The 15,037-nt window shown below is 35.8% G+C and carries 14 protein-coding genes; 7 read left to right on the top strand and 7 right to left on the bottom strand.

What is annotated here, in order from left to right; translation table 11 throughout:
- Nucleotides 1-39: 39 nt before the first annotated feature.
- A complete protein-coding gene (locus M1D73_RS26680) occupies nucleotides 40-510 on the top strand; it encodes a sigma-70 family RNA polymerase sigma factor (RefSeq protein ID WP_002025078.1) in 471 nt (156 codons plus the stop codon).
- 54 nt (nucleotides 511-564) lie between these two features.
- Here M1D73_RS26680 and M1D73_RS26675 read toward each other — a convergent pair whose 3' ends face one another.
- A complete protein-coding gene (locus tag M1D73_RS26675) occupies nucleotides 565-1,041 on the bottom strand; it encodes a competence protein ComK (RefSeq protein ID WP_000368312.1) in 477 nt (158 codons plus the stop codon).
- 190 nt (nucleotides 1,042-1,231) lie between these two features.
- On the opposite strand from M1D73_RS26675, the gene M1D73_RS26670 reads away from it, so the two are divergent.
- A complete protein-coding gene (locus tag M1D73_RS26670) occupies nucleotides 1,232-1,630 on the top strand; it encodes a DUF4359 domain-containing protein (RefSeq protein ID WP_000731405.1) in 399 nt (132 codons plus the stop codon).
- Nucleotides 1,631-1,651: 21 nt separating this feature from the next.
- Here the strand turns inward: M1D73_RS26670 and M1D73_RS26665 are convergent, their stop codons facing one another.
- Complete coding sequence (locus M1D73_RS26665) at nucleotides 1,652-1,867, bottom strand: DUF2922 domain-containing protein (RefSeq protein ID WP_001197591.1); 216 nt, start codon at nucleotides 1,865-1,867, stop codon at nucleotides 1,652-1,654.
- A 116-nt stretch (nucleotides 1,868-1,983) separates the two neighbouring features.
- Nucleotides 1,984-2,208: a DUF1659 domain-containing protein gene (locus M1D73_RS26660; RefSeq protein WP_000963861.1), complete on the bottom strand. Its 225-nt coding sequence runs from the start codon at nucleotides 2,206-2,208 to the stop codon at nucleotides 1,984-1,986.
- Between the two features lie 111 nt (nucleotides 2,209-2,319).
- On the opposite strand from M1D73_RS26660, the gene M1D73_RS26655 reads away from it, so the two are divergent.
- A complete protein-coding gene (locus tag M1D73_RS26655) occupies nucleotides 2,320-2,805 on the top strand; it encodes a VanZ family protein (RefSeq protein ID WP_001080709.1) in 486 nt (161 codons plus the stop codon).
- 72 nt (nucleotides 2,806-2,877) lie between these two features.
- On the opposite strand, the gene M1D73_RS26650 is transcribed toward M1D73_RS26655, so the two are convergent.
- Both M1D73_RS26650 and M1D73_RS26645 read right to left on the bottom strand, forming a co-directional pair.
- Nucleotides 2,878-5,634 (bottom strand): DEAD/DEAH box helicase, encoded by a 2,757-nt coding sequence (locus tag M1D73_RS26650; protein WP_000610119.1) that lies wholly within the window; start codon nucleotides 5,632-5,634, stop codon nucleotides 2,878-2,880.
- A complete protein-coding gene (locus M1D73_RS26645) occupies nucleotides 5,618-7,237 on the bottom strand; it encodes an SWIM zinc finger family protein (RefSeq protein WP_016123792.1) in 1,620 nt (539 codons plus the stop codon). The genes M1D73_RS26650 and M1D73_RS26645 overlap by 17 nt, the downstream gene beginning before the upstream one ends.
- Nucleotides 7,238-7,395: 158 nt before the next feature.
- On the opposite strand from M1D73_RS26645, the gene M1D73_RS26640 reads away from it, so the two are divergent.
- Genes M1D73_RS26640 through M1D73_RS26630 form a run of 3 tightly spaced genes read left to right on the top strand, consistent with a single transcriptional unit; the run spans nucleotide 7,396 to nucleotide 10,835 of the window.
- Complete coding sequence (locus M1D73_RS26640; RefSeq protein WP_001281753.1) at nucleotides 7,396-7,887, top strand: zinc ribbon domain-containing protein; 492 nt, start codon at nucleotides 7,396-7,398, stop codon at nucleotides 7,885-7,887.
- A 5-nt stretch (nucleotides 7,888-7,892) separates the two neighbouring features.
- Nucleotides 7,893-9,443, top strand: coding sequence for a zinc ribbon domain-containing protein (locus M1D73_RS26635; RefSeq protein ID WP_121868344.1), 1,551 nt, complete (start codon nucleotides 7,893-7,895; stop codon nucleotides 9,441-9,443).
- 12 nt (nucleotides 9,444-9,455) lie between these two features.
- Nucleotides 9,456-10,835 carry a zinc ribbon domain-containing protein gene (locus M1D73_RS26630; RefSeq protein WP_121868343.1) on the top strand — a complete coding sequence of 460 codons (1,380 nt, stop codon included), beginning with the start codon at nucleotides 9,456-9,458 and terminating at the stop codon, nucleotides 10,833-10,835.
- 171 nt (nucleotides 10,836-11,006) lie between these two features.
- Here the strand turns inward: M1D73_RS26630 and M1D73_RS26625 are convergent, their stop codons facing one another.
- Both M1D73_RS26625 and M1D73_RS26620 read right to left on the bottom strand, forming a co-directional pair.
- Nucleotides 11,007-11,309, bottom strand: a complete 303-nt coding sequence (locus M1D73_RS26625; protein ID WP_098212596.1) for a DUF3910 family protein — start codon at nucleotides 11,307-11,309, stop codon at nucleotides 11,007-11,009.
- An 85-nt stretch (nucleotides 11,310-11,394) separates the two neighbouring features.
- Complete coding sequence (locus M1D73_RS26620; RefSeq protein ID WP_000733328.1) at nucleotides 11,395-12,273, bottom strand: cell wall-binding protein EntA; 879 nt, start codon at nucleotides 12,271-12,273, stop codon at nucleotides 11,395-11,397.
- Between the two features lie 664 nt (nucleotides 12,274-12,937).
- On the opposite strand from M1D73_RS26620, the gene opuD reads away from it, so the two are divergent.
- Nucleotides 12,938-14,452, top strand: a complete 1,515-nt coding sequence (gene opuD, locus M1D73_RS26615; protein WP_001229103.1) for a glycine betaine transporter OpuD — start codon at nucleotides 12,938-12,940, stop codon at nucleotides 14,450-14,452.
- Nucleotides 14,453-15,037 lie beyond the last annotated feature (585 nt).

The following is a 15,037-nucleotide window of genomic DNA, read 5'->3' as shown; positions in this document are numbered from 1 at the left end:
GAATACTAGAAAGGTATACCTTTTAGAAACGGGTACTGTGTGAAGCCAGCGACTTTTAAAGAGGCAGTTGTTTTGTATGAAGGGATGATTGTAAATCAAATAAAGAAATTAGGTATTCGTAAAGATTATGAAGAGTATTATCAATGTGGTTTAATCGGTCTTTGGCATGCGTATGAAAGATTTGATGAAAAGAAGGGGTATTTCCCTGCATATGCAGTTGTAACGGTGCGAGGTTATATATTAGAGAGATTGAAGAAAGAGTTCGCAGTGCAGGAGAGATGTGTATGTGTAGGAGAGTATGAGGATATCTTTCATTTTGAGGATGTTGAAATAAGAGTGAAGGATTTTATGAGCGTGTTAGATGAGAAGGAGAAGTATATTATTTTTGAACGTTTTTTTGTAGGGAAGACGATGGGAGAAATCGCTTTAGAGACGGAAATGACATATTATCAAGTAAGATGGATGTATCGGCAAGCACTTGAGAAAATGCGAGATAGTGTAAAAGGATAAAAATAGAAAATAGAATGGAAGGTAAGGAAATACTACCTTCCATTCTATTTGTTATTAAGGTGATGAATCTTGCATGTTCATTTGGGATAATACATATCCAGCTTTCCATAATTGCTGGCTTAACTTATGGGGACTAATTTGTATCGTTACGGTAGCTCCGTTTGAAAAATGAATTTTAGCTCGTTTAGCTTTTTTGAAAAACTCTATTGTATGAACATGTTTGAAGAAAAGCCAAATACAATTTGGAGAAGCAGGAGATTCTGTTGGGAAAGCACAAATATATTCTCTATGATTGATTGGAATTGGAACGTTTTGTTTAAATTTAAATTTTGTTTTTACAGCATTACGTCTCCCTTGATAAGTAGAATGAATATTTGTTAGACAAGATTTCTGTATAAGTTGGAGAGCAGTTTGACAGGAGTAAAGATGGTTTCCGCTACTGTCAATAATTTTTGTACGGTAATAAGGGTGTTTACATGGTTCAAGCATCATTGTAGAACTAGAAATAAAAATGTTGTTTTCATTATCCATAATTCTATATCCTCCCTTATAATTTTCATTCCGAATATAATTATATATAAATTAAGTAAATTTACTGTTAATATTCTATTTCATATTGTAAATTTTGGCTATTCGTTTACAATCAATAGGTGATAGTCTTTCTAATTTGCATCGCTTGTACATATATATGAAAATAGAAAAGAGTAGGCGGTGATATAGTATGAAGAAAAAGTATATTATTATGGCTTTAGTTGTCGTTCTCCTAGTATATTTAGCAAACAGTAATCCGAGTAAAGGAGAATATACAGAATGGGCAGCGAAGCAGTTTATGAAGCGTAATGATGTGAGTAAGAAGCTAGATGAAGTTCAAAAAGAGAATGAAGAGGGTCTCCTTGGCGACTTGGCATCGGCCGGTAAAAAGTTAGCGAAAAAGTATGTTGAGCCACAAGTTGGGTTATTAATCGATCATTATACGAAGCGAAATGATTATATATTCTTCTCAACATATACGACTGAGTTTGATATAGGGGAAGAACATTATAAGTATGTATGCGTCGGTTTTTCAAAGATTTTTATCCCGATTGAAATGCCGAAGAAAAAAGACGAATCTGCAAAATGATGCAGATTCGTCTTTTTTATTTTATAAAGTAATTTGAACTTCAGATACATTTTTTTCTATAAGGCGAGCTCCCTTTTTTCTTGTATTTTCATCAATGGATGAAAATACAGATGAGGCAAGGATTGTATCCATTACTTGATTTACGACTTGTGCATCGATTGGTGTGATGGGCGTATCGATAGAAAAAACGACTGTTTTTCCATCTTCTTTCGCGAAAATCAACTCTAGTACTTGCATGTGTTATTCCCTCCTTTGTGTTTATCCCGCTATTTACGGGATTTGGGTCTGCCGGTTAAATTGCGGGCTAATAATCAGCGGGGATGAATAAAATCCCCACTGATCCAAGTTTTACTTTATAGTTTAGAAAGATCTGATGTGCTTACAAGTTGTACAGCGTGAAGTGGTGATGCTTGTAAGGAAGCTAGAGCATGAGCTACATTGTGTACTTGATCTAAGCTCGCATTTGTTTTAACACGTTTAAATTGTTTGCTCTTGAAAACTGTTTTGCCGTTCTTATCTAATCCGTTGTTTAAGACAAGACGTAAAGTTAAATCCATTACGATTGTTTCAATTGCCATGTGTATCACCTCCTTTCACTTTATAAATAGGGCATGAATGTCATGTTTTGGCGTGAAATTTTTTCTTTTTTTTGGTACCCTTAAAAGATTAAGAGAGGAGAATTCTAGATAATGAATCGTAAATGGTTATTTTGGATTCCTGTATTACTATGGATGGGGCTGATTTTCTATTCTTCGGCACAACCATATAAAAAGCAGGATATGCGTTCAGATATTGAACAATATGTAAATGTTGAATTTGTGAAAGAGCATTTTTCATGGGTATCTATCGATTATGGTGGAGGAACCCCTGTTAGTATTGCGAATAAAGGTGTAGGCGGATTTATTGAGTTTTTCCTTCGTAAAGGTGCTCATTTTATGGTGTTCTTTATGCTAGGTTCATTGATTTATTACGCTTTTCATCGATCAGGTTATTCGAGGAAAAGATGTTTTATATATGCCCTTCTTTTCGTTGCGGGTTATGCAACATTTGATGAGATTCACCAATGGTATACGGGAGACCGCACACCAATGTGGCAAGATTCATTGCTTGATACGTGCGGCGGATTAACGGGAATTATAATAAGTAATTGGTTTTGGAATAGAAAAAAGCGCTAATCTCATTTGAGATTAGCGCCTTTTTTTGCGAGTAGTAAAACTCCACTTAACTGGCTTGATTCAAGTTTCACTTTATACACCAAGTAATTCTTTTAGTTCGTCTGTTGATAGTTCAGTCATCCAGCTATCGCTTGTGATGACCGCATTGTTTAGAGATTGTTTTCTTTCTAGCATTTCATCAATTTTTTCTTCTAATGTTCCTGTTGTAATAAGTTTGTGAACATGAACAAATCGTTTTTGACCAATGCGATATGCGCGGTCTGTTGCTTGATTTTCCACAGCTGGATTCCACCAACGGTCGTAGTGAATGACATGGTTGGCAGCGGTTAAGTTTAATCCTGTTCCGCCAGCTTTTAAGGATAAGATGAAAATGTCATACGTTCCGTTTTGGAACTCCTCAATCATCTTGTCGCGATCTTTTTTCGGCACACTACCGTTTAAGAAGAGGACACGCTGGCCGAATTTTTCTTCTAGCACACGTTTTAGCATGTTCCCCATGCCGATGTATTGAGTGAAGATGAGGCAACTTTCATTTTGATCTTTTATATTTTCGATGAGCTCCATTAACGTTTTTGTTTTCATAGAGCGTTCAACGACATTTTGTGGCTCTTCTTCTTTTAAATAAAGAGCTGGATGATTACAAATTTGTTTTAGCTTGTTCAGCATAAGTAATATAAAGCCGCGTCTTTCAATTCCACTTAATCCTTCGACATTTTGCAGTGTATCTTGAACAAGTTGTTCATATAAGGAAGCTTGTTCACCAGTAAGAGGACAGTAAGCTTTTTGTTCTTGTTTATCTGGTAAATTTAATGCGACCGTTTGATCTTTCTTCGTTCGGCGCAGTAAAAATGGTGAGATAAACCGTTGAACTTGCTGGATTTTTCCTTCATCACGATCTTTTTCAATCGGTGTGACGAAGCGACGTTGGAATTGCCCTAAGCTTCCGAGATATCCATGATTAATAAAGTCGAAAATGGACCAAAGTTCAGCAAGGCGATTTTCCATCGGCGTACCAGTTAAAGCGATTTTGTGATTTGCTTGTAAGTTTCGTACTGCTTTCGACTGTTTCGTATGTGGGTTCTTAATATTTTGTGCTTCATCCAAAATAACAGCATCCCAGCATAATGAAGTTAGTTCTTCCTCATCGAGTTGAGCCAATGCATAAGATGTTAATACAACATCTGCTGATTGAAGGAAATCTTCAAAAGAATTGCCCTTATCTCTATTACTTCCGTAATGTAATTGAACACGTAAATTCGGTGCGAAACGCTCAAATTCTTTTTGCCAATTTCCAAGAACAGATGTCGGCGCTACGATTAATGCAGGGCCTGTTTTGAGATTGTTTTCTTTTATATATAGTAAGTAAGAGATTGTTTGAATACTTTTCCCGAGTCCCATATCGTCAGCTAGCAATGCTCCAAATCCAAGCTTTCGTAAATATAATAACCATTCAATGCCGTGTTGTTGATATGGACGAAGTGTTGCGTTTAGTGAAGTAGGGACATCTACTTTTGGAATATCTCCAATATGAAGCAGCTTTTGGAATAGTTCCTCATAATATCCATCTAGTTCAATTTCAATATCAGTAAACGGACTATCATCTTCTACAATTTCTGTTTCAGCCGTATTTGATAAATGTTGCTGCAGGACATCTTTCATCTCTAGTCCGTATTTATCGGCACGGTTCATGAGTTTCCTTACTTCTTCGATAAAGGCTGGATCTAGTCGCATCCATTGACCGTTTATATTAAATAGACGTTTGTTTTGTTCAACGAGTTCAAAAAATTCGCTTTCTGATAAATCAATGCCGTTCGTCGAAATTCGCCAGTCAAAATTAACGAGCGTATTCATACCGAAGAACGATTGTGTTTGTACTGTATTTTGCTTCAGCTGGACACGTAATTTCGGTTTTGTTGCTTTTAAATTTTGCCACCATGATGGTAGTAAAATTGTAATGCCGGCTGCAAGTAATTCATTGCTTGCTTCTGTTAAGAAGTTCCAAGCTTCTGTTTCAAAGAGCTCATTTCGGAACGTATCTCCTTCTTTTAACCACGGTATGAGCTTACTAAAACCTTCTTGTGTTTCTGTAATCCGTTCTTCGTAATCGTGCCATCTTTTCGGTAAGGAATCGATGTTTTCATATACATATATGCGATGCGCCCCGCGCTTTGGTGTCACGATTGTTTCAAGTTTCCACATTTCAAATTCTTCTTGTGGTTCTTGCAGTCTTAGTCCGATTGTAAACGGAAGATCATCTTCAATATAACCAATTTTTCGAAGCCAATCTTCTTCATGTAGTGCTGTTTCCAATTGTCTTTTCGTAAAGTCGTAATGTTCATATAGTCTTTTAGCATCTTCCCAGCCGTCATTTGAGCGATTGTCTTGTAATATGCTTTCATTAACTGCTGCTGAGAAAAGAGATGCTAATGTGTCATCTTCAATTGGCGTATTTTGAACTTTCCAAGATGGTTGCTTGGGCCAGTGCTCCATATCTGGTACGAAGCTACCGCTCGTAAAGGCATCCCATAATTCATTTGCATCCTTTGTAAGTGCTGTAATAGGGCCGTTCAGTTGAATATGTGCAAAGGAATTCATCGGTTTGTTTGCAATGTATTCAAAGGCTTGTGCATTTGTTAGTAGCACACCTTGTTTTCCTTCGAAGGTTGCTTCTTTTAGAAACGTACCGTAGAAAGAAGTGGAGTGCCATGTGAATGCATTTCGTTTCCAACTTGTTACGGATAATGGAGTACCGCTGTCATCTTCTCCCCAAAGGAACCAACCTTGACTAACATGCTGGAGCCTAATTGTTACTTCAGTTTGATTGATCATCGATTAATTTTCCTTTCCGTAATTCCTCTTGTAGTGCACGCAGACGTGAATGGAGATTGGCGATGTGAATAATGAAAGCATCCCATTCATCGGTGCGTTTTAATCGTTTATATAATGTACGTAATTTCTTTAAGTAACGAACTGCGCGTCTATATGATTTACGATTTCGTTCTTCAATTGCTTCTACAGCAGCAAGATGATAAAGAGGAAGTGCTGCTTCTGGTGCTTCTTTCTCAATATCTTTCAGTGGTTCTTTTAACAGTTCAATTGCTTCAAACCCATATAAGAGATGAAGCTCTGCCCATGTGTGATACTGTTTTTTCGCGAGTACGTACTGTTCATAGTTTGTGAAACTATACGGTAATAGTTCTTGTAAAATCATTTCAAAACCAGCTTGTTCATTTGTATGTGTTGCGTATGTTTCATACATGATTACAAATAGCCGAACGATATCTTTTATAAAAATCGTATTTTCGTGATCTTGGAGCGTTTTCTTTACTTGTTTATACGTAAAGGAAAGCCAGTTTTTTGCACGATCCCACTGCATGGCACTTAATAGTTCTTCTAACCAATAGAAGTATAGACTCACAACAGAAGCAGGCTGTTTTTTTAGTAAGTCCATCGCTAGTAGATCTTCTTCATTTAAAAAGAGAAGGTGAGAAGACGCTAATGCTTTAGATAGTGGATTGATTTTCGTATCGATTCGTTTTTCTTCCTCTTGTATTTTCTCTTTATTGTTTAAAAGTTCACTCCATATGTGGCGATAAATGAAAAATCGCTCTTGTGTATAAGCGTCGGTAGAGAAGAATACTTCATGAACAAGACGAGCTGTTTCTTGCAAAATTATTTCAGACTCTGAAGGAATCGCTTCTGATTGTAAGTCCCGAACGATGGATTCCACTTTGTCTACAAATAGGCGAACGACATTAACGGGTTGGTGATAAGAATACGTTTTGTTTGCTTCGAATGCCTGGATTTCTTCTAATAATTTTTGAAAGCAGTAAAGTGCTGCATGTAACCTGAATAATTCATGTATGGCGATGACGCGCGGAGCTTTCCGCTCAAGCTTCGTATAGAAATCTGTAAAGATACTCATAAGAAAATACATTTGTTTATAAGTAAGGCGAGCTTGTTCTTTTTTAAATGATTCATATTCTTTTTCAAAATATGATTCCCAACTTTTATAATCCGTTTCTTCAAAAGCTGATGATTGCAATACTTGTCTTGCAGTTCGAATAGGAGGAAGGGAAGGTTTCGTATTATTTTTAAATAAAGTTAATACATCTCCTACTTGCCCGAAACTAGACGCTGCAGATAGTAATACAGCGAGCATATGCTCACATTGTGTTGGTGCGAAGCAATCACAATAACTTTCAGCGACATTACGAATCGGAATATGAACGCTATATACGTTGCCTTCCGCATCTACAGTTCCTGATAGTGTATAACCATCAAAGTCAACGTTGTAGACAACACCACTACGATATAGGTGCCGAGCTGTAGCGACATGTTCCTGATCAGCTGTTTGCTGTGGATCTAGTCCTTGAACGAACTCATTCGCAATCATCATAATTTCATCTTTCGTAATTGAGTGTTGCAGCATAATATTCCTCCGTACACATATTTCTTTCCTTTACCATTATAAACAAAAAATGCTCAAAACAGAAAAAATGAAATTTGGATTACATAACTTGAAAATCATGGTAATATATAAAATGTTAATTTCATATATGAATATATATGTATAGGAGGAGAAATGATTTGTCAGATTTACAGACGAAGTTAGGTAGTGGAATGAATAAGTTACAAGAAGGAATAGAACAAGGGAAAATGAAGTTGCAAGTTGCACAAGAAATTGCTCAATTGAAAAAGGGAATGCAAGTGCAAATGCAGAAAAAAGCAGAGGTTCTATTAGAGGTTGGACAGCAAGTGTATGTTCAATTAAGAGGAAGTGGAGTAAATGAAGCGAGCTTAAAAGAAATGATTGCTCCAGTTCAAGAATTTGATGTAGCTATTTATCAAGCAAGAAAGCGCATTGTTGAATTGCAAAAACAACAAGGTGAAAAAGCTACATGTGAATGTGGTGGACCTTTATCAATAAATGATAAGTTTTGTGGTTCGTGTGGAAAGCCTAACCCGATGTTAGCAGTAGAAAATGAAGGTGAAACGGTAAATTGTATTTCATGTAATGAGCATATCGATAAAAACTCTACTTACTGTCCAGTTTGTGGAATTAAGCAAAGTGGGGAGTGAATTAAATGTATTGTCGCACATGTGGAAAACAACATGGTGAAGAAGTAAATTATTGCCCAAATGAAGGTAGTATGGAGATTGCAGGAGCTATAGATGCAGTAACATTAGAAAAAGATACTGCAAAATACTGCAGAGGTTGTGGCAGTGAAAATGCTCAAAAAAATTTATATTGTCAAAAGTGTGGGTATTCTTTATCTGTTGTGAAGAAAAAAGAACAAACTGTAAAATTACCTACAATGGATGGTGCTCCTAAAGTTGAATTTAAAGCAGATAAAGCCGTTTTACAAAAAGGTTTTATTGGTGGGGCTGTTGCAAGTATTCTCATGTTAATTGCTGGTTGGATTGGTAGTTTATTATTTGCCTCTATGTTAAGTGAGATGTTTAGCAAATTTGCGAAAGAATTAGAAATGTTGCCAAGTTTTTATTCGAGTGCAACTTCTACGATGTTAAGTTACCATTTACTTGGTTTTACAGCTAACGATGATAGTGGATTGATATTTTCTTTATCTTGGCATACTCCATTTACATTATTATTAATCATTCCATTTATTATTTTCGCTGGTACAGGAATTTGGTTAGGGAAACAGCATGTTGCGAAAACGATTAAAGATCAAATCTTTATGGCAGCAACAGTTGGTATTATTTATGGAGTCTTTTTATTCATTATAAGTTTTATAGCATCACAATCTTTTGCAATCCCATTCTCAGAAGCAGGTAAGATTACGGTTGGCTATTCAGCGATGAAGAGTTTATTGAGTGGTTTTGTATGTGGGACATTATTTACCTTATTAGGATTTATTGCTCATACAAGCAAAAACAATATGGCAGCAGCATTTCAAGAGTTAATGCCATATGGAGCGTCTGTTTATTACGGTGTTTCGGCTATGATAAAAGGACTTTTAGTAACAGCAGTAGCGGTTTGTATTATGGCGTTAGTAAGTAAGGAAGACGGTATTGAACCATTAAAAGAAATAACAACTTTAAAATCTGAAAGTACATTATTAGCATTAGAGTTAACACCTCAATTATGGAGTATGGCTCATTTTGCGCCGTTAGAAGTATCAAGTCCAGCACTTAGTAAGGAATTTACTAGAATTGGTAAGAAATCAAATGCATATGAGAGCACACTATCGTTTTCATTTATATCAGGCGTCTCTGTAAATGGCGTAGAGCTTAGAGAGATATTGATTTCAAAAGGAGCAAATGAGGGAAGCCTTGCAGAATTTGATAAAGTGAATAACGTATTCCATTACGGTTTATTACTGCTTATTATTCCATTGTTCTTTATGTTTAGAGCGGGAAGAAAGTTAGCTAAATTACCGGCTGCCAATATATATATTACATTAGCGGTATGCAGTGGTTCTTACACAATTATGATGATTGTAATGAATATGATTTCTAAGTTCCAAATTAATGTTTCAGGAACTGTAACAAGTTTATTTGGAACAAGCGGAACAGTACTATCTATGCAAAATTCATTTACATATTTAATTTTGTTTAGTTTTATTGTGACATATGTAGCGGCATTTGCTGGAATGAAATTAGCTAAAAAATAGGAGGAGAGCACGTTGAAGTTTTGTGGAACATGTAAAAAGAATGTTGCAGACCATTTGAACTTTTGTCCTGAGTGTGGGAGTAAAGTAGAAGTAATCGTTGATAACACTGCTGCTTCATATACAGAATTACAAAGCGAGACAAAACCAGTGAAAAGTAAGAAAAATTTATTTTTAATCATTGGTTTTGCCATTATTGCTGCATTATTATTTGGGGCATATAAATTTGGAGCATATAAGTTTTCAAAAGAAAAGCAAGTAAATGTAATGATTGAAGCATTCCAAAAGAAAGATATTAATGCAATTGATGAGTTTGTAAAAGCAAATGATTCAAGCTTAAAGATTAAGACAGAGGATCTTAAAGCGTACATGCGTTATTTAAAAGAGAATCCTTCTTACAACAAACAATTACTGTCTTATTTACAGAAAGAGACAGTAGATCAAAAGTTAATAAAAGATAAATCTTCATTTAAGGACGGGGAAATAGTAGAAGAGGGAAAAGAGTGGTTCTTATATCCAAAGTATAAGTTCAGCATGAAATCTTATTATATGAGCGTTAGTACAACTGCAAAAAATGCAGAAATATATGTGAATGACAAAAAAGAAGCAGAGCTTTCTAGTGATAAAACTTCGAAAGAGTTGGGGCCATACTTCCCAGGTACATATGTTGTAAAGGCAACGGCGAAGACAGAACTTACTGAATTAGAAACAGAGAAAGAAGTAGATTTAGCGGATGAACAGAGCGAGAAGGTGAAAGTGGATTTATCGCTTGAAGGCAAGTATGTAAGCATTTCTTCTGATGAAAGTGATGCAACTGTATTTGTGAATGGGAAAAAACGTGGAAAATTAAATTATGGAAGTTATAAGCTTGGCCCTGTATCCACAGATGAAACAGTAGAAGTACATTTAGAGAAAACTACTGATCTTGGTGTGATGAAATCTGAAAGTGTTAAAATTGGAGACCAAAGCACATATTACTTAAAATTCCCGAAAGAAACATCAAGTTCAGCAGTGGGCGAATTTGTAAGAAATCATATTTATGATAACGTACGTGCAATTTCATTAAATGATTTTAGTTTAATTGAAAATAATTATGATAAGAGCGGGAAATCGTATAAGGAAGACCGTGATTATATACAGTATTTACACAAAAAAGGAATTACAGAAGACTTATTAACGATGGAAGTTCGTAATGTAGAGCGTCAAAGTGCTACGAAATATAAAGTAACGACATATGAAGAGTACCATATTCGTTACGGTGATGGATCTGTGAAGTTCAAAAGTTTTAATAACGAACATATTGTAACTGTGAATGGAAATGGAAAGATGTTGTATCATTCTCTTGGTGCAAATAATACGTTGAAATCAGAAGATGTATCTGGTCCAACTCGTTAATATGAGAGAAGCTGTTCAATATTTGAACAGCTTCTTTTTTGTAGCTAAATCGATATTTCGTGTCGAACCGTTGATATATCGTAAGTTATGATAGATATAATCGAAAAATCGTTGATATATTGCGATTTATGATAGATATAATTGAAAAATCGTTGATATATTTTTTTACAATTATGAGTGTGTTTCCTTTAGTATCGCTTGTACATATGGATCATGTAATATTTGCTCTATAATTGGTAACATGTTTTGTTCAAATGGAATGTTGATAGGAAATGGCTTTTGAGAGCCTGGTTTTATTCCATATTGCACAATTTTGTAATGTGTATTGTTTTCAGACTTGAGCACAATTAACTTATAGCGGTTATCATCGCCAGCGAGTGAAAAATCAATAGAAGTAGCGTTATATGTTACTTCATCTTTATATATGTACGGCTTTGGCGTACCAATCCAGTCTACTTTTGCTTGTACATTCATGGGCGTAGCCTCCTTATATGTATTATAAATAAATAAAAGCCAGCTCTCAATAAAGAGAACCGGCTTGTAATTTAGCAGTCATTGGTTATTTTAAAATTTTCACTTTAACAGTTTTGCGTCCCCATTTTTGAGCAGCGCTATCTGATCCAAGTAAGATGTCGATACGGTTACCTTTAATTGCACCACCAGTATCTCCAGCGATAGCTTCTCCGTAACCTTCTACCCATACTTTAGATCCTAATGGGATTACTTTCGGGTCAACAGCGATCATTTTCATGTTTGGATTCGCAGTTAAATCATGACCCATTGCAGTTAATACACGGCCGCCATATGTGCCACCGTTTTCGCTCGGGTGAGCTGTATATGCTGTAGCTACAACTGTTAACTCACGACCACCAGATGGTGTGCTAGTTTCAGCAGCTTTCACAGCAGGCTTAGCAGCTGGTTTTGCTTGTGCTACAGGTGCTTGAGCCTTAGCTGGTGCTGCAGCTTTAGCAGGAGCAGTTGTTTCTTGTTTCTCAATTACAGGTGCTGTACCTGTTAAGAAAGGAACATGAACATAAGCTGTTTTCCCGTTATATTCAAATTGTAACCACTCATTTTGTACTTGGTTCGTTGTTTCGATTACATCGTCTTTCTTCAACTTTCCAAGAACTTCTGAGTTTGTGTTCGCTTCAGCACGTACGTTTAATACGTTAGCTGTTACGTAGTAGATGCTTTTTGTGAACTCTGCACTTACGAATGCGTCTTTACCGTCTAAAGTAATTTTTGACCATCCGTTCTCTGTATTTTGAACATCTATTTTATTACCGTTTAGTAATTTACCGACAACTTTTGATTCAGTAGTAGGGTTTTCGCGTACGTTTAGTACGTCTGTTGTTACAACAGTTTCTGCATTAGCAGATGATGTGAAAATCCCAAGACCAAAAACTGCTGCTGTTGCTATACCAATTAATTTTTTCATGATAGCCTCCATTGCGTTTGTTTTCGTGTCCTCATTATAGCAACAGATTTTTTCGGATTTGGGGAAAACACACAATTACAAACCATTCGTAATAAGTCGTTAACATCCTGTAATATAACAAAAAATATAGGAAAGCGTTTTTCATTCTATATGACTCATAGGTTTCTAGTTATATTCAAAATATTTAATACAACATGTTTTTTTCGACGTAAATAAAAATATTACAGCAATGTTACATGATGTTTACTAAACGATTACATTCCTTGAGTATTTTACCGTTTTATGGGTAATATAGTTATATAAACATAAACATTTTGTTTGTGAAGCTATAAACACGTGCTATATACTAGCAAAAAAACCGCATAATTGTTACAAAACGAAAGGGTTGCAAGGAAGAACTTTGCCCTTTTTTACATATGTAACACATCCTTTTTTAGGAAAATACATTCCTATCCGCGTTTTTCTCACACAATTTGACAGCAGTATTTCTAACTTGTAGCTCTTGCAGAGTGAAAAGGTTATACGAAAGGTAAGGCTGTCCATAAGAATTCGAATTGGTGAAGGTGAAAGTAAGAAAATCACCGCAAAATTATAGTTTTCTATCCGATTTTACATATCGGAATTTATGTTATTTACAAAAACGAAACCTACGAAGGGGGATTTGATGAGGAAACTGACAAAAACATTCATCGTTTCATTAACATTATGTATTGCATTTACAATTTGGGGGATTATTCCCGAATCTATTATTGGAAAAGGTAGCTTAGGAAATGTAACAACCGCAATTCAAACTGCATTAGTTAGTAAGTTCGGGTGGTTTTATATTATTTCCGTTTCTATTATTTTAGGTGTGTCTATCTTTTTAATTGTTTCGAAATACGGTTCTATTCGTTTAGGTAAAGATGATGATGAACCTGATTATAGTTATATGACATGGTTTGCTATGTTATTTAGTGCTGGTATGGGTATTGGCTTAGTTTTCTGGGGCGTTGCCGAACCATTAAACCATTTATACGCACCTCCGTTTGGAGATAGTGCAACTGAGGAAAGTGCGCGCCTTGCACTGCGTTTTTCATTTTTCCATTGGGGATTACATCCTTGGGGACTATATGCGTTTGTAGCGTTATGTATTGCTTACTTTACCTTTAGAAAAGGAAAAGCAAGTACGATTAGTGCGACAGTAGGTCCGTTATTTAAGGGCGGGGAACACGGGCGTATTGCTCATTCATTTGATGTGTTAGCTGTTTTCGCAACTGTGTTTGGTGTTGCAACGTCATTAGGTCTTGGTGCGAAACAAATTGCAGGTGGTGTTAGTTATTTAACATCTATCCCGAACTCATTAACGACTCAGTTAGTTATTATTGCAATCGTAACAGTATTATTTATGTTATCTGCGCAAACAGGTCTTGATAAAGGAATTAAATATTTAAGTAATACGAATATTATTTTTGCATTTGCACTTATGATCATTGTATTATTTGCAGGTCCAACAAACTTTATTATGAATTACTTCACTTCAACAATCGGTTCTTATATTCAGGAATTGCCAAGTATGAGTTTCCGTTTAAGTCCATTAGACGAAGGTGGGAATCAATGGATTCAGTCATGGACAATTTTCTATTGGGCATGGTGGATTGCGTGGTCACCGTTCGTAGGTACGTTTATTGCTCGTGTTTCACGAGGTCGTACGATTCGTGAGTTTGTTATCGGTGTGTTACTTGTGCCGACCGTAATTGGTGCACTTTGGTTCTCTGTGTTCGGCGGTACTGGTATTCATATGGAGCTGTTTGGTGATGCACATATCTTCGACAAAGTGAAAGAAATGGGAACAGAAGTAGGATTATTCGCTATGTTCGATCAGATGGGCAGCTTTGGATCAGCTTTATCAGTTTTAGGTATTTTACTTATTGCAACATTCTTTATTACATCGGCAGACTCTGCAACATTTGTTTTAGGAATGTTAACGACACATGGTAGTTTAAACCCACCAAATCGTATTAAAATGATTTGGGGTATCGTTCTAGCCGCGATAGCTTCTACGCTATTATATATTGGCGGATTAGAAGCCTTACAAACGGCAGCTATCATTGCGGCATTCCCGTTCGTCTTCGTTATTTTCTTTATGATGGCAGCATTATTTAAAGAGTTACAAAAAGAAGGGCGTATGAAGCGTCATTAATAATAGAAGGAAAAGAGCTGATTTCATATCAGCTCTTTTTTATTTCTCTATTTGCCTGTAAAAGTACAATTGGTGATGGCTAATGAAAGTTTCACTTTATATAGAAGGAATTTGAAATGCGGGTAGGGGAAATAAAATACTTTACCATATAAGTAGTATGCCTTTTATACGAAGAAAAAACGATAGATTTCGACAATATTCGATATCTTACGAATTCTATTCGTATTTTTGTCAAAAATATGTCGGAAATGTGTTGTCACGTTTATATATATGTGCTATATTATTTCCTGTAAGCGATTTCAAATAGTTTTAAAGCGCATTCAAGGGGGACATCTAGAATAATGAAACGTTACGAAAGAAAGTGGAAGCATATTTGTTTGAAACGTGTGGCACATCGTAGTGTCCAAGAAAGCACGGAACCTAAGACTGAAACGCGCAAAGAACAGCAAGAGAAGCAATTGGTTCTACAAAAATAGCAATCACTTTTTCGTATATAAATGAAGGTCGATCGTTCGTTGGGGGATGGACGTGAAATTACTTTCAGCTAAGGGGTATTGTCTGATATATAATTTATACGGCAATAAA

It is taken from the genome of Bacillus sp. PK3-067 (genome assembly GCF_056738645.1).
This window is presented reverse-complemented; position numbering and strand designations above follow the sequence as displayed.